The following is a 19,964-nucleotide window of genomic DNA, read 5'->3' as shown; positions in this document are numbered from 1 at the left end:
TTTATTTATATCATCTTATCACACTTTCCGAATACGAGGAAAATAAACGTCAGATTCTGGTGAAAGTATTAAAAGGCGAATAATTCGCCGTCCTGTAGCGTCCTGTTTGTTACATAACGTCAGCCTCCTCTTTCCATCCGTAAAAAATAATCCAGACCACCGACCTGCCCCCCCTTAAAATTAATTGTCATACCATCGATATGCGGCTTTTGGGCATGTATGTAGCAAAGCGGTGCTCCGGGCACCACCGGAGCCACCATTTCGACAGCCTCAATGCCTAAATGCCGTGCAAACAGACTGGACGTATCTCCTCCCGCAATCACGAGCCGTTCTAGTGCGAACGACTGTGCCACAAGGTCTGCGATCTGCGCCAACAGTTTTCCATATAGTGTGGCCGTATAAGCGTTGGTTTCCTGCGCACTTAGGCCACGTTGCTCCAAGATATGACGAACCTTAGCCATACGCGGATCGTCAGGACCAATACTGGTATGGACAACGACACTTTTCCCTTCCCGCAAATATCGCAGTACTTCCGCGGCCACGGTAGACTGGTTGTATTGATCTGGACTTGTTGCGAAGGCTTCGCCATCAATAGCCACCCCCTTAAATCCATTTTCTATAGCGTGATCAATCTGCTTTCCCGTCACGACCGATCCGCTTCCCGAGAGCACTAACAAAGGGTTCACCGGTTTAATGGAAGGCCATTCTGTTCGAGGCGACAAAGTACCTGTCTTTTTCCATGCCGCGCATAAAGCCTTCGATACAGCCGACGAGCCGACGGAAAAAAGCGGCTGGTGCTGGATAGAAAGACCGTCCAAGACCTCGCCAATTCGTTCTAAATGCTGTTCGGTCAGGACATCAAATAGAAGAACCTCTGCCTGTTCTCCTTCGATCTCGCGCATAATATCCCTAGCATCTGAGCGGTCCAATTGCGTGACATCCACCAGACCGATTTTTTTAGGTGTTTGCTGTGCTAAATGGCGCCGAAGATCACTTTCCTCTGCCGGAGTAACTGGATGTTTCGCCATACTCGGATGCCTGTCCAACCGAAATACTTCCCCTTCAGACCCGGTGCCCATCCGTGCAAATAGATTTCCAAACGCGCAGAACCGGCCGAGGTAGGGTGCCCCTACCACCAGTGGAATAAGCTGTGCTGAAAATGCCGTAGCACCTACATCGATCGCTTTTCCTATGCTGCCCACTGTCGGGGAGGAGTCGAAGGTGGAACAAACCTTATAATGAATATGCTTTACGTGCATCGTCGAAAACAAATCGAATACTTTTTTCAATTGTCCTTCGATTTCATCGGTCGGCAGTGTACGGGTCATACCTGCTATACCTATAGCCTGCTTATCGCCAAAGGCCTGCAACTGCGCTATGGTTGGAACGTCTGTAAACAAAATCGTGGATAGTCCCATCTCTTCCAACGTCTCCATGGCATCGGTCGAGCCTGTAAAATCATCTCCAATAAAAGCTATGTGGTACGCCATGATTTCTTCCTTACGATTTGGTTCCCCCAAATTTCTCTACAGCCTGTTTTACAGCCGGATACTTTTGCATTGCTTCTTCCAATGTCAATCCCGAAACGGCTGCTTCCCATGCCTGTTTAATTCCATTTACGCCTCCGCTGATCCCTCCGGGATGTGCCATAATTCCACCACCAGCAAGATATAAATAATCGGTCGCCCGCGTCAACTTAAATGTATCGATGGCCTGACCGCCCCATTGCCCGGAAGAAAGTACTGGTAGAGCGGGCCGTACTCCTTCCATCGGTGTCAAACAGGCTTTTATAGAACTCACGACCGATTCGTCAGATTCCCAGAATTTATTGCGGATACCGTTCACGTGCAATTGATCGACACCCGCCAGTCGCCATAATTTCTGATAAGCAGAAAATGTAACACCTAATAAAGGGTGTCGGTTTAACATTCCCCAACCATTACGATGCCCATGGATAGTGAGCTGCCCGATATCGGCTATACGCTTTACAGCCGTCAGTCCCACGCTATACAAGCTGATCATTGCACAGCTTCCGCCTGCGTTGGCCACGTGCTCATAATGACGGAGCATATTATCCATTTCATCACTGATATTGAACGCATACATCACCTTTTTCCCCGTTTTATCCTGATATCTATTCAATACCGCCATAATCGCATCCACACGCTTTTCAAAGGGAGAGTTCTGTGCCGATCCCATAAGCTCGTCATCCTTAATAAAATCAATTCCGGCTTCTGCCAACCGCCGTACCAAATCCGCTGTATCCTCGATCGTTAAGCCCACACTAGGTTTGATAATCGTTCCCACCAACGGTGTTTTCGCCTGAGATGAAATCAATTTCGCGGTTCCTTCAATACCGAATTTTGGCCCGCGGAAATGCGTCGTATAGCTATCCGGCAGTTGAATATCGATCAGCTTAATACCGGTAAACTGACGCAGCTCGTATAAATTTCCCATGAGGGTGGAGCAAAGAACCGGCAGGTTTTGTCCAAAATTCGCGAGCGACCAAGAGATAGTCACCCTACCCCGATGGTATTTTTCAAAATGCAGCTGTTCGCCCGATAGCGACGATTCTGCCACCGTTTCTAACGCCTCAATGTGCTCCACACGTGCGGCATATTGCATTTTTAATTCTTCTGTTTCGCCCGGTATGGCTACAAATGTACCCGATGATTGCTCCCCGGCCATCACCGCCGCCGCGTCGGCCAACGGATATGGTGTTTCTACATAATAAGTCGCTTCAATTCTATCCATGCTCTTCCTTAATTCTATGTTCTTCAACAGTTTGTTTATTCAACCGATCTTCTCTTTCTTGTTTTCTTCTCCAATAATTCGCCAATATGGATCCCGATATATTCATCCAAGGACTAAACACAGCTGCAGCTAAGCCTACGGTGCCCAATTTCCCCATACTGCCCGCCAAGCCACTCGCCATCCCACCATTCTGCAAACCAATCTCTAAAGCCATGGCACGGGCGGAATATTCATTCAAGCCAAACAATTTACTAAACCAATACCCAAAGAAATATCCCGCTCCATTATGGATGACCGCAGCGAAAAACAACACCGCCCCTATCTCGAGTAAATATTGCTGACCAGCAGCCGTGGTTACTGCGGTAAAATATATGATTCCAAACATCGAAAAATAGGGCATGCGCTTATCCAACGATGGAAATCGTTTTGTTAATAGATGATAGCCGAAACCTACCGGTATCGCCCCCAGTATAAAAAAGCACCCTTCTACAATCGTCTTGGTTCCGGATGTAAACGAGCTGGTAAAAGTCGACCAAAACCCGCCGACTACGATCAGTAACAAGAATACGATAGCGGCAGACAGTCGCCCTAATAGTTGATAGGTCGCACGAGGAGCGGTTTTGAGGTAATCGTGTAGCAGACCTGCTCCAATGGGTACGATCATAATCTTAACAATTTCCATAGCCATCTCCATAAAGCTCACTTCCACCATCGTGCCCGCATACACCTTCATCATGAAAGGCGTCATAATAGGTGCCACGATGGTAGTTAGTGCCGTTACGGTTACCGACAACACCAAGTTAGCCCTCGCGATATAGGCCATCACATTCGAGGCCAGTCCGCTGGAACAACAACCGATCAAAATGACGCCTGCTGCTATTTCCGCTTCGAAACCGAACACCTTTGTCAGCAAAAAACCAACCAAGGGCATAATCGTAAATTGGGTAGCCAATCCAATAGCCACCCCTTTGCCAGAAGCCCCGATCCGCGTAAAATCCTGTACTTTCATCTGTATACCCATGCCAAACATCACCAGCTGGATAACCACGAGGATAAGCCACTTATTCCGCATATCAAACTCCCCGACATGCAGAATACGTTCAGGAAAAGTCATACCGGCAACTACTGCCACGACAATCCACATCGTATACTGATAGCCTTTGGTTTTCTCAAAAGCTCCCAAACCCAATGCGCCTAAAATACTTCCTGCCAATAATGACTGGCGGAAGTACGGAAATGCGTCTACGAAAAGTCCTATACCGGCGATTACAAAAGCAATAGCTGCTAAGTATAAACTGTATAGTTTCCATTTGCCCATAGCGTCTCGATTTATGATTTTATTATGGCGTTTGGCATAGTTCAGCTACATGATCCACAGCGATCCCAGGGCTGCTTAAGATGGGTACCTTACGATCGCTTTCTGGCATTTGACTGACAACACGTGCCATCGAGGCCTGCGCCAACAAAATCACATCAACTTGTTCAGACAATTCTTGAAGCGCCTGTTTCACCATTTCATCATGTTTCGTCGCATCTCCCTCCATAAGGGCTTCAAAAGCACCTTCACATAATCGGCTAACCAACTCCACATCTTTTCCGGCTTTTTGCGCCCGGCGCAAAACGAGATCACCGGTCGGCTCCAAGGTGGTGGGCAATGTGGCAACCACACCAATCCGTTTTCCCGCTGCAACAGCACGGTCTGCCATAGGTTGATCTACACGAAGCACCGGTACACCTGCCTTTTCTGCGGCCTGTTCTACGGCCCGGCCAATGGATGAGCAGGTTACCATAATCAGATCGGCACCAGCTTGTTCTGCGGATGTCACATAGTTTATAACACGTTGTGCTGTGTTATCTTCCAACCGTCCTTTCTGAATCACGTCTTTGATTAGACTATCATCCACAATATTAAAAACTTCTGCTTGCACGGATTTCTCACCGAATAACTGTTGAAATACCGGAACGAGTGTTGCCGAGGTATGTATAAGTCCTACTTTCTTCATATTCATTTTATTATTTTTATTATATTTAAAGCATGCGATCGATGTGCTTAAGCCAGTTATGATAGCTTGATTGTACCGCTTCCCTGTCTGCGTTAGGGTGATACTGTTGGACTGCTACATGATGCTGCGGCAGTAGTGTTTCCAATGAAGCCTGCTGCAGCGTTGCTGCCGCCAAACGTGCACATCCTAGCGCTGATGCGTCCGGCATGGCGCTACATAGCACGGGCTTGTTTAACACATTCGCCAGAAACTGTACAACAAATGCATTTTCGGACATACCTCCATTCACGTGCAACTGAGATAACGTTAGTTGATGTTCGGTTTCTGTCGCCGTGATCACATCCTTTATCTGGAAACATACTGATTCTAATGCTGCGCGAATCAGATGCGAGCGATCGCTGGCGAACGTCAGGCCAGTAATCGTCGCTTTGGCGTCCTTTTTCCAATAGGGTGTCCCCATCCCACTAAAAGCTGGTATGACGGTCACGCCATGGTTTGCAGGAACATCTTTTGCCAGCTGTTCCAACGCTCCTTCTTCTGCAAAGAGCCCCAGTTGGTCTCTCATCCACGTGAGGGTCGCACCGCAGGAGACAATAATCCCTTCAGCAGCATAAACCACTCCCTTCTCCGTACTATAATAGATCGCATCGACCGTATCCTGACCTTTATGGCGCAAATCCTGACCTACTGCCATCATAATTGAACTGCCTGTACCCAATGTGGCTTTCGCCTCCCCTTTTTGAAAGCAACCTGCCCCCAACGCCGCTGCTTGCGAATCGCCGACCACAGCGCAGATTGTCAACGGCTCGGTAAACGTACCTTCAAACGTAGCCCGTGCATATGCATAGGCCGAAGGGCGTACCTCCGGTAGGTTCAGTCCGCGCAAACCCAACTCACCCAACAGTTCATTGTCCCAGGTCAGTTCGTAAATATTGAAAAGCATCGTCCGGGACGCGTTGGTGTGATCGGTCATATAGCATTCTCCAGCCGTCAACTTATACAGTATCCAAGTATCTATCGTGCCAAAAAACACATTGCCTCGCGCCAGTTCTGCTGCAATCGACGGAACATTTTCGACCAGCCATATCAATTTCGTAGCCGAAAAATAAGGATCTATAGGGAGGCCCGTTTTCTCTTTTACCAAATCTTCCTTACCAGCTTCCTTTAAACGGTCACAGATGGCCGATGAGCGCTTACACTGCCACGATATGGCATTATACAATAGCGCTCCTGCAGCATCCCAGAGCACAAAGGTTTCGCGTTGGTTGGTTAAGCCCACCCCAGCAATCTGGTTAGGTCGTATACCCTGCCGTTCCATATCGTTGCTGCAAGCTTCCACTGCTTGCAGCACACTGCTGTATATCTCTTCCGGAGATTGTTCAACGAAATGCTGCTCGTAACGAATGCCCAGCTTCGCCATTCCTTTGGCGACCACATTTCCCGATTCATCAAATGCCAGCGCTTTGGTACTGCTCGTCCCTTGGTCTATCGCTAAAATATACGGTTTGCTGCCCATGTTACTTTTTCTCTTTATGCTGTGAACGGTCAATAATAACCGCAATCAAAATCACCATGCCTTTCACCACCTGTTGCCAGAAAGGCGAAACGCCCAACAGCACCAAGCCGTTGTTTAGCACACCTATAATCACGGCACCGAGTACCGTCCCCATAATCAAACCGCGTCCGCCCGATAAGGATGTACCGCCTATCACGACAGCAGCAATCGCATCCAGCTCATAGCCCATCCCTGCATTTGGCTGTGCCGAGTCTAAACGAGAGGTCACCAATATACCCCCCACAGCCGCTAGCATGCCCGCCAACATATAAACCAACGTTTTTACCTGGTTTACCTTAATACCCGATAGGCGTGCAGCACGCTCGTTTCCCCCTATCGCATAGATATAGCGGCCAAAGCGGGTCTTTCGCATCACAAAAACGGCAAGCACGGTAACGATAGCGGCAATCCATACCGGAATGGGCACACCTAAAAACCAACCGGTACCCAAATGGGCGAATGGCGCTCCAAGGGAACTAATTGGGTATCCTTGCGTCCATAGCATGGTGAGCCCGCGCGCAATCGTCAACATGGCCAAGGTAGCCACGAAGGGTTGCACTTTGAAATAGGTAATCACCCAACCGTTGACCAAGCCTAAAGCCCCTCCCATGGCAATTCCCATCAAGATGGCCCCTAAGGTTGTGAAGCCTACATACACGTCGAAAAAAGGCAGTTCCACACCCTTGCTTAGGAAAGAAGCCGTAACCGCTCCTGCGAAAGCAAGCACCGAGCCTACCGATAAATCTATACCTGCCGAGATGATGACCAACGTCATGCCTACGGCGATACAGATATTGACCGATATTTGCCGCATCACGTTCCAGAGATTTGTTACTGTCAAGAAACGATCGGAAAAAATGGCGATAATCAGACACAACAAAAACAACGCAATTAAGGGTTGTAGTTGCTGTAGCTGTTTTTTATAGGATGTAATACTCATGTTCATATATCATACTTTATTGGTCAGGCAACGCTGCCTGTAATATCGTTTCTTCGGTAGCTTCTTCCGTCTTAAACTGTTTGGTGATACGGCCATCGCACATGACCAGTATCCGATCGGCAATGGCAAACAATTCTGGTAATTCGGAGGAGACCACCATAACGCCCAACCCGAGAGCTGCCTGCTCCCGTATCAAATCATAAATCTCTTGTTTGGCGTAGACATCTATGCCGCGCGTCGGCTCGTCGAGCATCAATACTTTAGGCTTTGTGGCCAGGTATTTGGCTAACACGACTTTCTGTTGGTTTCCACCGCTCAAGTTACCCACATGCTGCTGATCCGTGGCCGTTTTGATACGCAAACGCTCCACATACTGCTGGCAAAGTTCTTTTTCTTGTACATCCGCCAGCACGCCTAAGTTCTCCAGACTCGACAGCACTGAAAGCGATAGGTTAGCGCGTACATTCATGCCTAGCACCAATCCATCACCCTTTCGATCTTCAGGCACCAGTGCCAGCCCGTATCGAAGTGCTTGATTAGGTGATGTAAAAAAAGACATCTCCTGCTGGTCAAAAGAAAAGCTACCCGAGCTCGGCTTTCCCCGCAGTCCAAATAATGTCTCCAATAGCTCCGTCCTTCCGGCTCCCATCAAACCGAAAACACCCACTATTTCTCCTTTACAAAGATCAAAAGACAGGTTTTCCAACAGTAGCCCCTCCTTTACGGGATGTACAAGCGATAGGTTATCCACCTGCAAGACCGTCGCGTCGGTAATCCGATCTTGGCATTTTACACGCTCTGCCAGTGCCCTGCCCACCATCATATTGACCAGCTGCTGTTCATCCACCTCTGCCATCGCTCCTTGTTTCACCACCTGGCCGTCGCGCAATACGACATATTCGTCAGCCAGTGCAAACAACTCCTTCATTTTGTGCGATATATAAACGACCGTTTTTCCCGACGCTCTCAGATCGGCAATAATATCATACAGTGCGCATACCTCCGATTCACTTATGGCCGACGTAGGCTCATCCATAATCACCACATCACTTTCTACGAGCAGCGCTTTCGCAATTTCGATCAATTGGCATTCGCCCACCTTCAATTGTGACACAGGTGCGTCCAGATTAAGTTCCAATTTTAGGCGTGAAAGCAGTTCTTTGGCGACGTTCTTCATCTTCGGGGTATCCAATCCCCCCCAGGGAGTCATCAGCTCTCTGCCTAAAAAAATATTCTCGACCACACTGAGATAAGGAATTAGATTGAGTTCCTGATGGATAATCGTAATACCTCGGTCTTGCGCGTCGCGCGGACCTTGAAACTGTACCGCTTCTCCCTTGTACAGCAATTCTCCTTCATAATCGGGATACACGCCGCTCAATATATTCATCAAAGTCGATTTCCCAGCACCGTTCTCGCCCACCAACGCGATGACCTTGCCGGACGGGAACTCGATGTTTACATCCCGAAGGGCATATACACCGTTAAATTGTTTTGTTATATTTCTTAATGAGACCACGATTCTTTTCTTAATCCACGATTTGCAACTGTACAGGCATAACTTCAAAATCATCCGTGACACCAAGACGGCGATTCAAGGCAAAGGCGCCTGCGAAGCGTATTTTTTGACCTACTTGTACCTTTCCCAGAAATTCGGGTATAATTTCCTCCCGAACCCTTTTATTGAGCCTTTCGGAGATCGCATTAAACTTCGTCAATTCACCCACGTCCTCTAGCGCCAGTTTGCCCGAGGCATCTCGAATTTCGTTTCCGAAAATATATACAGTTGCGACGCGCAAAGAACAAACTTGTTCGCCTTCACCAAAAGCCACTTGCACATAACTGTCTTGTATCTCCTGTACACTACCTTCGCCCCGGATAAGAAAGTAATAGCGGTTCCCGATATTGGTCTGCTTTCCGTAACTTGCCCAATCTTGGTCTTTTTGCGATAACGCCGCCAGCAAGGTGCAAGGTTCGGGCGCATTTGCCAATACCTCCGGCAAGCTTTGTAAGAAGTATGCATCTGCTCGTTGGGCAACATCCTCCTCATCATCGTCATGTCTCCGCGAATCCAGAGGCACGACATCAAAAGAATGATAGATTAAAAAAAAAGCAATCAATCCGATCAATCCATATTTAAGTGCCTTACGTTTTTGAGGCTGTATGTCTTTATCATTCTTTACCATAACTCGAATATATACTTACGTTAGCAGGTGTCACCAATTCTACATCGACTAGTGTTTTTTGGGGGAAACTGGTTTTTCCTTCAAAATATTCTCCTGAGAAAGCAACGGCCGTTTCTGCAATTTTTTGAGGAAACTGCATCACGGTAGCGGCCAGACCACCAGACTGGATAGAGCCCACCGCATCTTCCGAACCATCAAATCCAAACACTTGGATCTGCTTATCTTTGCCCGCAGCCACCAATGCTTGATAAGCGCCCATCGCCATCGCGTCGTTGCCGCAGAACACCGCATCCACATCGGGATGCGCCTGCAAAATAGATTCCAGTACCTCCATCGCTTTATTTCGGTCAAAATCGGCACTTTGTTGTGCCACCATCTTAATTTCCGGAAAATGATCGACTACATAATGGAATCCTTTCGACCGGTTCCACGTGTTATTGTCGCCCACTAAACCTAGCAGCTCTACATATTTACCCTTTTGTCCAAGTGAACGGACAAAGAGCCCGCCCAATTCCACACAGCCCGAATAGCTATCCGATACGATCTGTGAGGTGGCTGCATCGGGGTTGTTTAACTCTCTATCCATACAGAAAACGGGAATACCCGCCTCCATGGCCTTTCGGGCATTCGCCACAGAACCATCCGAATCCGTCGCATTCAGCAGAATCGCGTCATAGCCCAAGGCGACGGCATTTTCAAAATGATCCGACTCAAGCGACGTGTTATTTTGTGAGTCAAAAATCCGTGCCACATAGCCACGGCTTTCCGCTTCTTCCCTAGCCGTTTCGGCCAAGAATACAAACCAGGGGTTATTCAGTGTGGAAACAATAATAGCGATCTGCTTCTGTTGCGTTTTGTCCGCTTCTCCACGCCCGCAAGCGATCAATAGCGATAACAGTATTCCCATCCATAGACACCTGTTTACGATGCGCATAATAAAATCGGTTTATTTATCTGTTTATAATTAGGGGTGGGCTACACCCTATTACTTTTCTTGGGAAACACCCAATAGCTGCTGGGCAACTTCCCTTATTCCCTGCCCGTTCAGACCATAATGGTCAAATATTTCTTGCTGTGAGCCGGTTACGGTGTATTCATCTGGGATACCCATCACTTGGAAACGGTTATGGAAGCCTTCTTGCAGCAGGAATGACGCGCAAGCTTCTCCCATACCTCCAAATACACTATGCTCTTCCACCGTCAATATCGGCATACCTGAAGCAGCCACTTGAGCTAACAATTCGGTATCTAACGGTTTTACGGTATGCATGCTAATCACCGTTACCTCTATATCCGCGGATTCCTTCAGCAAAGTAGCCGCTTCCAACGCGGGATGTACCATTTCGCCCGTCGCAACGATAGCCAGGTCTTTACCTTCTTGCAGAACACGTCCCTTTCCCAACACAAAAGGCACATCCTTCCGCAGCACCGGCATAGGGCGTTTGCCAAAACGCAGGTACACCGGCTGGTTTAACGCAGCCGACTGTCGAACAGCTTCCTCCGTTTCAAAATTATCGGCCGGCGCACAAACAATAATATTGTGGATGGCCCGTAATACGGCATAGTCATGCAAACTGTGATGCGTTGAGCCCAACGCTCCGTAACTCACTCCTGCACTGATTCCGACGACGGTCACCGCGTTGTCTGAGTACGTAACATCATTTTTTATCTGTTCCAGCGATCTCGCGGTCAGAAAACAAGCCGGCGAAACGGCGAATACCTGTTTTCCTGCGGAGGCCAAGCCGGCTGATATACCGACCAAATTCTGTTCTGCAATGCCTACCTCAACCAACTGATCCGGAAAACGTTGTGCAAAAGGCACTAATTTGCCTGATCCCCTGGAATCGCTGGTAACGACTAATAGATCGCGGTTGCTCTCGGCAATATGCTGTAAGGTTTCTGAAAAAACCTCTAAATTTGCCTTTCCCATGTTTATCTCTCTATCCATATCCAAAGCCTATTCTACATTAAAGCGCTAAAAGGGCGCTATCCAATTCTTTTTGTGCCTGTTCATATTGATCTTCACTCGGCACCCCATGATGCCATTTCAGCACATTCTCCATATAACTGATCCCTTTGCCCTTCACGGTGTGGGCAATCACCAACGAGGGTTTACCCGTCACAAACGGGAGCTTGCGGAATGTAGTTTCCAACCCATCCACATCATGCCCATCAACCTCCACTACCTCCCAACCAAAACTTCTAAACTTATCCGCTACCGGATCCGTGTTGCATACATCGCGGGTTGGTGCCGAAATCTGCAGACCGTTATAGTCCACAATGGCGCAAAGATTATCCAGCTTATAGTGCGATGCCGTCAGCGCGGCTTCCCAGTTGGAACCTTCTGCCAGCTCACCGTCGCCCATCAAAGTAAACACCTTGTAATCTTTCTTGTCCAATTTAGCCGCAATAGCCATTCCTACACTTAGCGAAAGACCATGCCCTAAAGCTCCCGTATTCTGCTCCACGCCAGGCACTTTCCGCGTGGGGTGTCCGATAAAATGAGAATTATATTGGCACAGCGTTTCCAATTCCGATTCGGGGAAAAAACCCTGATCGGCCAACACGACAAACAAAGCTTCTACGCAATGCCCTTTGCTCTGCACATAACGATCCCTATCGGGGCTATCGAAATTGGCGGGTCCGACATTCATAATCCTATTGTACAACACGTTCAATACATCTACGCAAGATAAGCTCCCTCCCGTATGCCCCGCCTTTGCTTTGTAGATGTATTTTAAGATACGTTTACGGTATTCAATAGATTTTTTTGCTAACGATTCTTTCATTACTTGTTATCATGATTATATACTTCCCAGGAGAAGTAGTTACCCAACGCCTCTTCGAGTATCTTGCCGGTCTTCGAAGCATTCATGACCACGTGATGCTCGAAACCATTTCTACAGACATATTGCATAAGCCCCTGCAGATCGGGGATCTGTGCAACTGCCCGGTTGCCAAACGTATTCAGCTCATCGTCTGTGAGTTCTCCTTCACCTAAGTATACTTTTATTTTACCCTGCACATCATCTGTACTGATCCGTCCGTAGGTCAAGGGCGATGCCGGTGTCCTTCCGTCCAATGCTCCCCATGTATTTTCTACACCTAACGACGAGCCCAGAATGGGTGCGTTACTAATTTCTATCTCCGGCAGGAATGCCTTTGCCCAGTTTCCACAGTGGAACAAAACCGTTTTATTGGGATCGTCGGCGTAGTTATTGTTCCAATCCACCAAAGCACTTGGCGTACCGGACGCCAACTGCATAGCGTACATAGTCAAAGTGCCCGTTACATCTACCTCGCAGGCACTAGGCAACATGTTCTCACTCATCATACTCATAGAGGTACATACATTGCAGCCGTAGTTTTGCTGTAGAGACGTCCAACACTGTAATGCGGTAGCATCTAATGCATGTTCTTCTACGAACTCTTTGAGTACGATATCCAACTTCGCCATCTGCACCAGCGACTCTTCGGGGGTCAGTCCCCGCTTCGCGTAATTGGTAATGGCTTCTATATGTTCTTTCACCTTGGTATCTCCGTCTTTAATGCGATTAGCGCGTCCCAAAATTTCCGAAAGGTCTGCCGTTACGACCGTGATGCCGTTCCTTTGTAGTATTTTTTCACTGTATCGAACGGTATTAAAACCACCCGGTCTGGCGCCGATCGCACCAATCCGCATACCTTTTAACCCTCGGACGACACGACATACGGCGGCAAAGTCCTTCAGTTCTTGTGCAAAACCTTCATCATCTGGCCGGATAACGTGTTGATCGGTCAAACTATACTTGATTCCGTACTGATATAAGTTATTACAAACCGATATCTTGCCACACCATGCATCTCGTCGACGCGCAACGTCCAATTTATCCAGATCATCGGGGTAAGCTTGTACAAGAACGGGAACATCTAGTCCTGACAACCGGATGGTTTCCGCCATCCCTCTTTCATCTCCAAAATTCGGCAACACGACCAAGATCCCCATGATCTCTTCCCGGTGTGCCTTAAACAGGTTCGCACATTTTTGGGCATCCGCAAAGGTCTCTACACCACCTAACTTCGTGTCAGACTCCTCCAACATCCTATATACTAATCCCAACTTATCCAACACATTTTTCACTTCTTTTCTTGCGGTGCCAACTAAATGGTCAGGAAAAAAATCCCGGTTCCCAAAAATAACACCTAGCACTCCTGTATTCATTTCTTCTCTCTATTTTATTAATTTACTTTTTATGCTAGCGTTCCTCAATTCGCTATAATGATCTCAATTTCGTGATCTTTAAACATGTTTTTGTGCGCTTCCTGTATATCTGCATCTGTAATCAGGAAATCGATAAGCGACATAGCACCAAGGCTGGCAAATGATGTTTTCCCGATCTTGGTAGAATCTGCGACCAGATAAGTTAGCTCGGCCGCTTCGACCATTGCTTTTTTGACCACAATATCACTGATACTGGGATAGGTCAGTCCCGCTTTTAAGGACACCCCTGCTGTCGCTAGAAAAAGCTTCTGCACATTGATACCTTTAAAAAAGTCAGCTGCTTTTTGTCCGGTAAGCGACAAGGTTGGGGGTTTAAACTCTCCTCCGGTCATAATCACCTCTATGCCCGGCTCGGCACCGAGCATGAGCGCAATATTCAAGGCATTCGTGATAACGGTTAGGTTCTTCAGACCTTTTATTTTACGGGCAATCTCCGTTGTCGTGGAACCAGAATCCAAGATAATGGTATCCCCGTCTTCAATCAGTTCTATACATCTTAAGGCAATTTGCTCTTTTTTGTCTATATTTTCGTTTTGATGCGAAAGCGAAAAATTCCGAACCTGATCTTCGATATTTCGCAGATAAGCTCCCCCATGATCCCGCGAAATAAGACCTTCTTTTTCCAGTTTTTCGAGGTCTTGACGAATGGTCGCTTCGGTTACCTTAAAAAGACCTGCCAGATCAATGACTTTTGCTGCTCCGTCTTCTTTTAGTAGACCCAGTATCTTTTCTCTTCGTTGTATTGGTAGCATAATTATTTCGCAATCTACACGTTTTGTACAGTTAAATATCGAAAATAAAACTAAATAAACAAAGAAAAAAACAAATAAATAAAAATAGCTTCTAAAAATAGTACTTCTTGAAATAAGGTTTTAGGAGTCCTATTGCACCCGTTAAAACAAGTTACTACTTTGTGAGGATCGTTACATTCTCCTGTACCAAACCCGCTACATGCACACTATCTATTACACAGTCCTCGCAGTGTATTTCACTGTCTCTTATCACAAAATTTTCCGCATCCCTAATCGTCAAATAGCGCTTTCCTGTAGCGTGAATATTAGAAATCTTCACATTTTCCAATCTCGATTCGGGAATACCTTCTACGTTAATACAGTCCGCCGCCGATTCGATCAGCACGTTATTAATGGTCACATTCGAAAATTTAGGTGTTAAGGCATTGACCTCCACAGCGAAGTCACGACTGGCCTGCGCACCCACATGTTGTGAACTTCCCAACATATCCCAACGCAACGCGGAATGGACGACGTTCATCCGGATATTTTCAAAGACTATATTTTGCCCACCACCGCCACGGGGACGACGAGTCTTAAAACGTATGCCAACGTCGGTTCCGTCGAAAGCACAATCGTGAACGTATAGATTTTTGATCATACCCGCTGTTTCACTGCCCAAAGTGATACCACCGTGCCCTTCGCCAGCTAAACAGTAACGTACAACAATATTTTCTGATGGTCTATTCGCGCGAAGACCATCGTATCCTCTACCCGCTTTTATCGCAATACAATCGTCACCTGTATAAAGGCTACAATACTCGACCAATACGTTTTTCGAGGACTCGATGTCTATCCCATCACCACGGGGAATGCCTTTCGAGTGTACCTGTATCCCACGAATAATCACGTTCTCACAGAAAGTAGGCACGATGTTCCAAAAAGCAGAGCGCTCTAAGGAAATTCCCTCAATAAAGACGCCCTTACAACTGATTGGAGCAATCAACGCTGGCGGAAAGATAAAGGGTTCCGTTTCACCATCATAAATACGATCCTCTATAGGCTTATCCAAATCGACCACTTTCTCTATCACCTCGTGGGTCATGGTACGTTCGCGCACCGAGCCTTCACCGGGACCGACCAATTTCCCTTTCCCCGTTATGGCGATGTTCTCGGCATTGTGCGCATAGATACATGCGCCGAGCGAATACAACTCTATGCCTTCATTTCGGGTATAGACTACGGGAAGGAAGTCTCCAATCTCACTTCTAAAAGTCAAGACTGCACCTTCTGCCAGATGCAGATTAACGTTCGATTTCAGTTCGACTCTTCCCGAACTATAGTCTCCAGCCGTTAATACGAGTGTACCCCCTCCGGCTGTGGCCAGCTGGTCGATACGATCCTGTATATCCGTCGCACCCGATCGCAACGAATCTGTTCGTTCCGGAAAGGTCGGTCGCCTAAAATTATATTCGAAGTGAGGCGACTCTACCAGCGCAATCTCCTCGGGCATGACCTCCACACCGACCTCATCGTATTGTGGCAACTCCGCATCCAGTCGCTCTTGCAAGGGCTTTGTAGCCGATCCGCAAGCTGCGCACAACAGCACAACCACACTCATCCATAATGCTTTCATCAAATTATTACTTTTTAAACGACAACGAACCATTATCCTTGAAAAATAGATTTTACGTATCTGGTATTTGCACCAAAGTTTTCTTTCACCATGCGTGGTGATAAATTGGCGTCCCGGGAACGTTCGATGACCAGCCAGCCTTTCCAGCCCATTTTGTCTAGTGTCTCTTTAACCTTTGGCATATCTAAACGGGTATTATTCTCCAACCAAACGCCATCCTCATCCGTACAATGAATCTGGCAGATCCGCTTTTTGCCCAAAATCTTTAGCTCCTCAATTAAATCACGTCCTTCTTTTAGCGGGTTAGAAAAGTTGAAATAAATCTGGATATTTTTAGAGCCTACTTCTTTCAACAATTCCACTTCGCCCCGGGCGTCCAATGCCGTTTCTATTCCAACGATAACACCTGCTTTATTTGCCATTTTCCCCACTTCCTTCAATCGTTCGACAATAGCCGGACGCAGTTCGGGATTTTGCACTAAATCGCCCTGCACCCCCAGTGGCAAAAAGGCTATCTTGGTACCTAACAACTGGCAAGTCTTCAGACAATCACCTACCATTTGTTTGTATGTGGGCCGCGTTGCAAAAGACTGTGCGTAAAAGCCGGTCATCGCTACCGAAGCTACGTCGATGCCATATTCCTTCAATTCGTTGAGGTAATTGGTCCGAAATGCGTCATCGAAAAACTGGTTGTCAAACGTGTCGCGATTGCCTAATCCACCCATATCCACCTCGAGACCATCCGCACCAATTTCACTGGTCAATTTAACAGCTCCAAGTTTCTGTCTTTTCAAAATCATTAAATCAATGACAGCGACTTTGTAACGTTCTTCTTTTCGAGCGAACGCCCAAGTTGATCTTGGCAATATCAAGGCGGTTGTGCCTAAAACAGATGCCGCTATAAATTCTCTTCTATTTAATAGCTTCATATCTTAATCTTTAAATAGTTGTTCTAAATTTTCATAGCCCTGTATTGCGTTGGACGGCAGGTTTTCCCCATTAGGTCCAAAAGCATACAACGCCTTTTCTTCTTCTATCACACAGCCCGACTCATCGTAGTCACCTGCTGCATTTTTAAGTCCTTTTGTGTCCAAGCCAAAATGCTTGCTGATAAAATCATAAACGGGTTTGCGTTTAGAATAGCCAAAATCGTGGCCATCATCCGGAAGGTGGACATTTTCCACCAGTTCGGTTTTCCCGTAATAGCCATATATTTTCTGAAGATAAGGGAAATCATGTTGGGGCATGTGTGCCGTCCAATCTTTGCCGTCTGAGATGACCAACTGCGGCCGAGGTGCTGCCATCGCGGCCAGTTCAACATTATTTGTTCCACCGGCACTGGCATGTATCGGCATCCCGCTCTCGCATGGGCATCCTCCATAGAAATAAGAAGACAGTGAAACGACCGGAATGCTCAACGTAATACGATCATCCAACGCGGTCATCAGTACCGTCTGACTGCCACCACCCGAACCGCCACAGATACCTACACGTGCCGTATCGATTTGACTATCTTGTAGCATCCAATCTAGTATGCGTATTGCCCCCAGTGTTTGAACAGTCAATGATAAACTCTTGCGATGGTCACTATACTGAAACTGTAATCCGGACTCGCCCCAGCCAAAGAGATCGTAACTCACCGCAACTGCACCCATCTGTGCCGTCATCGCGCAACGAATCTGCGCATCCTCTCGGAAACGATGACCGCCCCAGTGCCCGTCCGGGCTCAATACCAACGGTATTTTCCCTTTTGGTTTTAGGGGTCTGTATATGGAACCGTTAACATACAAGCCAGGCATGATCTCCAAAGCAAAATTCTCCACGGTATAGTTTTTAAACTTCCGCTTTTTCGTTACCAACGGTACCGATTGGGGCGCTGCCGGCATAGGAGACAATTTCAACGCTTTGTACAAATCCGGACGAATCTGCTGTTTCCGCTGTTCCCAGCTGTCTTTATCGTGATATCGCGAAGCCAGTTTGTCGAGGTAATCCCATCCATCCTGAGGTTCCCATCGGTAGTATTCGTATTCTTTGAGCTTGTATTTACCTACCCCTTCTTTATTTACTTTTAGATCCAACGGAGCCAATAAATTTCGAAGCGTCTCATCCACATCTGCACGGAAGCGCCACGCGGCGTAATTCAGCGATTTACCCGCTACGAGCTTTTGATCATATTTGATATGGATATTGTACCGGTCTTCCACGATATGTATAACATCCTCAAGCGGCATCCGGTATCTATCATCCGAATTTTGTGCCCTACTGAAATCGATAAAACAGCATAAGCATCCCCATATAATAACTAAAATTCTGGTCATGATTCTATTCCCCTTTCTCGGTCAAGTCTACGGTTTCTTTTCCATCCCTTATAGTATAAATTGGAGTCCAATTCGGGTTTTGGAAAAAACAAACTAGCCAGATAGCCGACACCGATAACAACCAAATGGCTATAAACCCCCAACATCATTTTATTGTGTGTAAAGTTCAACTCTCCGAGATCCAGCAGGATAAACGACTCTCCTCTAAATTCAATCTCTGTACTAGTTAAAAATGCATAGGCCGTAAAGAGAATACATACCACAATCGCAATATTGATCCCTTGTCGATTCGCTCGCTCGGTAAAAATTCCCAATAAGAAAACCCCTACAATACCTCCGGAAAATATCGCATACAGCGTAAAGATGATACCGAGGATACTTTCGCTACCCAACTCTACATATATAAAACCGATCACCATAGAAATGACTCCCGCAATAGCGACCATCCAACGACTAGCACGTAAATATTCATTATCTACCTTCTCCGGTCGCAATTTTTTGTAATAATCTTCAATACCTACGGCTGCCAAGGAGTTGAGATCGGCACTAAGGCTACAAATAGCCGCGGAAATCATCGCTGCCAAAATAAATCCTACGACGCCCACCGGCAACTGTGTCATGATAAAATAAGGGAACACACTATTGGGGCCTATATCATCTGGAAGTGGTTGCTGGGTGTAGTATACGAAAAGGGCTGTACCGATAAACATAAAGAGCGACCACACCGGTACCGTCAACAAAATACCCATTAATGAAGCACGTATAGCCGACTTATCCGAACGTGCTGTCAGGTACCGCTGGATAACGGTTTGGTCCGTCCCATACTTTTGGATAGCATAAAACATCCCGTTGATGGCCATTACTACAAAAGTCAGTCGTGTAAAATCCAGATCGTACGGCCCAAATCCCGTTCGTCCATTTTCCGATGCCACACGCCACACTTCCGGAAATCCACCATTCACGGAGAAAATAATAACCAATATGCAGAGAATTCCGCTGGCGAAGAGCATGAATCCCTGAAATACATCCAGCCAAATGACCGCCTCAATACCACCGAGGAGGTTGACAATAACAATGATGCTCCCCACTACGAGAATAATCCAGTACGTGTTGATATTCGTCATGCTCGATAACGCAACTGCAAGCAGATACAATACCGTCCCCATACCCGAGAACTGACGCAGTACAAATGCAATGGAACTATAATAGCGTGCAAAATTGCCAAAACGCTTTTCAAAATACTCGTAAGTACTCAATCCGATCACTTTTCGATAGAGCGGCACAATGAACCACACCGTACCGAGCAGTACAATAGGCACCATAAGCCCTTGGACCAGTAGTATCCAATTATTAGCGTAGCCTTCGGCGGGATATCCTAAAAAAGTAACACTACTAATTAAAGTCGCCAGTAGCGACATGCCTATCGCCCATGATGGAACGCGCCCTTTAGCAGAAAAATAGGCTTCGGTAGACTTCTGATTTTTCGCATATCGAAGTCCAAAATATAATGTAATCAATAAAACGGCAATAATTATTCCGTAATCAAATATGCTTAACATAAGGTTTATCTATCATTACTC

At 46.8% G+C, this 19,964-nt stretch carries 17 protein-coding genes; all 17 read right to left on the bottom strand.

Annotated elements, in window-relative coordinates:
• Positions 1-119: 119 nt before the first annotated feature.
• The 17 genes from G5B43_RS04480 to G5B43_RS04400 all read right to left on the bottom strand — a co-directional run bounded on the left by G5B43_RS04480 (position 120) and on the right by G5B43_RS04400 (position 19,943).
• Complete coding sequence (locus G5B43_RS04480; protein WP_165293532.1) at positions 120-1,490, bottom strand: four-carbon acid sugar kinase family protein; 1,371 nt, start codon at positions 1,488-1,490, stop codon at positions 120-122.
• A gap of 10 nt (positions 1,491-1,500) precedes the next feature.
• Positions 1,501-2,754 (bottom strand): ribulose-bisphosphate carboxylase large subunit family protein, encoded by a 1,254-nt coding sequence (locus tag G5B43_RS04475; protein ID WP_165293531.1) that lies wholly within the window; start codon positions 2,752-2,754, stop codon positions 1,501-1,503.
• Positions 2,747-4,072 carry a bile acid:sodium symporter family protein gene (locus G5B43_RS04470; RefSeq protein WP_165293530.1) on the bottom strand — a complete coding sequence of 442 codons (1,326 nt, stop codon included), beginning with the start codon at positions 4,070-4,072 and terminating at the stop codon, positions 2,747-2,749. The genes G5B43_RS04475 and G5B43_RS04470 overlap by 8 nt, the downstream gene beginning before the upstream one ends.
• 22 nt (positions 4,073-4,094) lie before the next feature.
• Entirely contained in the window at positions 4,095-4,757 is a 663-nt protein-coding gene (locus G5B43_RS04465) for an aspartate/glutamate racemase family protein (RefSeq protein WP_240904749.1), read from the bottom strand.
• A gap of 25 nt (positions 4,758-4,782) precedes the next feature.
• Positions 4,783-6,273: an FGGY family carbohydrate kinase gene (locus G5B43_RS04460; protein WP_165293528.1), complete on the bottom strand. Its 1,491-nt coding sequence runs from the start codon at positions 6,271-6,273 to the stop codon at positions 4,783-4,785.
• 1 nt (position 6,274) lies between these two features.
• Positions 6,275-7,258: an ABC transporter permease gene (locus G5B43_RS04455; RefSeq protein ID WP_165293527.1), complete on the bottom strand. Its 984-nt coding sequence runs from the start codon at positions 7,256-7,258 to the stop codon at positions 6,275-6,277.
• Positions 7,259-7,268: 10 nt separating this feature from the next.
• The gene (locus G5B43_RS04450) at positions 7,269-8,771 is read right to left on the bottom strand and encodes a sugar ABC transporter ATP-binding protein (protein ID WP_165293526.1); all 1,503 of its coding nucleotides are present in this window, start codon (positions 8,769-8,771) and stop codon (positions 7,269-7,271) included.
• A 10-nt stretch (positions 8,772-8,781) separates the two neighbouring features.
• Entirely contained in the window at positions 8,782-9,438 is a 657-nt protein-coding gene (locus G5B43_RS04445; protein WP_165293525.1) for a DUF2291 family protein, read from the bottom strand.
• Positions 9,425-10,345 carry a D-ribose ABC transporter substrate-binding protein gene (locus G5B43_RS04440; protein WP_206367237.1) on the bottom strand — a complete coding sequence of 307 codons (921 nt, stop codon included), beginning with the start codon at positions 10,343-10,345 and terminating at the stop codon, positions 9,425-9,427. Before G5B43_RS04440 ends, G5B43_RS04445 begins: the two co-directional genes overlap by 14 nt.
• A 78-nt stretch (positions 10,346-10,423) precedes the next feature.
• Positions 10,424-11,386: a transketolase family protein gene (locus G5B43_RS04435; RefSeq protein WP_206367236.1), complete on the bottom strand. Its 963-nt coding sequence runs from the start codon at positions 11,384-11,386 to the stop codon at positions 10,424-10,426.
• A 19-nt stretch (positions 11,387-11,405) separates the two neighbouring features.
• Positions 11,406-12,227, bottom strand: a complete 822-nt coding sequence (locus tag G5B43_RS04430) for a transketolase (RefSeq protein ID WP_165293523.1) — start codon at positions 12,225-12,227, stop codon at positions 11,406-11,408.
• Positions 12,227-13,639, bottom strand: a complete 1,413-nt coding sequence (locus G5B43_RS04425) for an L-fucose/L-arabinose isomerase family protein (protein WP_165293522.1) — start codon at positions 13,637-13,639, stop codon at positions 12,227-12,229. The genes G5B43_RS04430 and G5B43_RS04425 overlap by 1 nt, the downstream gene beginning before the upstream one ends.
• 44 nt (positions 13,640-13,683) lie before the next feature.
• The gene (locus G5B43_RS04420; RefSeq protein ID WP_165293521.1) at positions 13,684-14,451 is read right to left on the bottom strand and encodes a DeoR/GlpR family DNA-binding transcription regulator; all 768 of its coding nucleotides are present in this window, start codon (positions 14,449-14,451) and stop codon (positions 13,684-13,686) included.
• Positions 14,452-14,605: 154 nt separating this feature from the next.
• The gene (locus G5B43_RS04415; protein WP_165293520.1) at positions 14,606-16,066 is read right to left on the bottom strand and encodes a glycoside hydrolase family 28 protein; all 1,461 of its coding nucleotides are present in this window, start codon (positions 16,064-16,066) and stop codon (positions 14,606-14,608) included.
• 32 nt (positions 16,067-16,098) lie between these two features.
• The gene (locus G5B43_RS04410) at positions 16,099-16,995 is read right to left on the bottom strand and encodes a sugar phosphate isomerase/epimerase family protein (RefSeq protein ID WP_165293519.1); all 897 of its coding nucleotides are present in this window, start codon (positions 16,993-16,995) and stop codon (positions 16,099-16,101) included.
• Between the two features lie 3 nt (positions 16,996-16,998).
• The gene (locus tag G5B43_RS04405; protein ID WP_165293518.1) at positions 16,999-18,384 is read right to left on the bottom strand and encodes an alpha/beta hydrolase family protein; all 1,386 of its coding nucleotides are present in this window, start codon (positions 18,382-18,384) and stop codon (positions 16,999-17,001) included.
• Positions 18,381-19,943 carry a sodium:solute symporter gene (locus G5B43_RS04400; RefSeq protein WP_165293517.1) on the bottom strand — a complete coding sequence of 521 codons (1,563 nt, stop codon included), beginning with the start codon at positions 19,941-19,943 and terminating at the stop codon, positions 18,381-18,383. The genes G5B43_RS04405 and G5B43_RS04400 overlap by 4 nt, the downstream gene beginning before the upstream one ends.
• Positions 19,944-19,964: the final 21 nt, after the last annotated feature.

The sequence above is a fragment of the Sphingobacterium sp. SGR-19 genome (assembly GCF_011043555.1).
GTDB lineage: Bacteria > Bacteroidota > Bacteroidia > Sphingobacteriales > Sphingobacteriaceae > Sphingobacterium.
This window is presented reverse-complemented; position numbering and strand designations above follow the sequence as displayed.

What these genes read in the sequence shown, in the direction of transcription:
- G5B43_RS04420 (WP_165293521.1), bottom strand. Translation starts at nt 14,451, where the DNA reads ATGCTACCAATACAACGAAGAGAAAAGATACTGGGTCTACTAAAAGAA.
- G5B43_RS04425 (WP_165293522.1), bottom strand. Translation starts at nt 13,639, where the DNA reads ATGAATACAGGAGTGCTAGGTGTTATTTTTGGGAACCGGGATTTTTTT.
- G5B43_RS04465 (WP_240904749.1), bottom strand. Translation starts at nt 4,757, where the DNA reads ATGAAGAAAGTAGGACTTATACATACCTCGGCAACACTCGTTCCGGTA.
- G5B43_RS04445 (WP_165293525.1), bottom strand. Translation starts at nt 9,438, where the DNA reads ATGGTAAAGAATGATAAAGACATACAGCCTCAAAAACGTAAGGCACTT.
- G5B43_RS04405 (WP_165293518.1), bottom strand. Translation starts at nt 18,384, where the DNA reads ATGACCAGAATTTTAGTTATTATATGGGGATGCTTATGCTGTTTTATC.
- G5B43_RS04400 (WP_165293517.1), bottom strand. Translation starts at nt 19,943, where the DNA reads ATGTTAAGCATATTTGATTACGGAATAATTATTGCCGTTTTATTGATT.
- G5B43_RS04440 (WP_206367237.1), bottom strand. Translation starts at nt 10,345, where the DNA reads ATGGGAATACTGTTATCGCTATTGATCGCTTGCGGGCGTGGAGAAGCG.
- G5B43_RS04475 (WP_165293531.1), bottom strand. Translation starts at nt 2,754, where the DNA reads ATGGATAGAATTGAAGCGACTTATTATGTAGAAACACCATATCCGTTG.
- G5B43_RS04455 (WP_165293527.1), bottom strand. Translation starts at nt 7,258, where the DNA reads ATGAACATGAGTATTACATCCTATAAAAAACAGCTACAGCAACTACAA.
- G5B43_RS04430 (WP_165293523.1), bottom strand. Translation starts at nt 12,227, where the DNA reads ATGAAAGAATCGTTAGCAAAAAAATCTATTGAATACCGTAAACGTATC.
- G5B43_RS04480 (WP_165293532.1), bottom strand. Translation starts at nt 1,490, where the DNA reads ATGGCGTACCACATAGCTTTTATTGGAGATGATTTTACAGGCTCGACC.
- G5B43_RS04470 (WP_165293530.1), bottom strand. Translation starts at nt 4,072, where the DNA reads ATGGGCAAATGGAAACTATACAGTTTATACTTAGCAGCTATTGCTTTT.
- G5B43_RS04460 (WP_165293528.1), bottom strand. Translation starts at nt 6,273, where the DNA reads ATGGGCAGCAAACCGTATATTTTAGCGATAGACCAAGGGACGAGCAGT.
- G5B43_RS04415 (WP_165293520.1), bottom strand. Translation starts at nt 16,066, where the DNA reads ATGAAAGCATTATGGATGAGTGTGGTTGTGCTGTTGTGCGCAGCTTGC.
- G5B43_RS04410 (WP_165293519.1), bottom strand. Translation starts at nt 16,995, where the DNA reads ATGAAGCTATTAAATAGAAGAGAATTTATAGCGGCATCTGTTTTAGGC.
- G5B43_RS04435 (WP_206367236.1), bottom strand. Translation starts at nt 11,386, where the DNA reads ATGGATAGAGAGATAAACATGGGAAAGGCAAATTTAGAGGTTTTTTCA.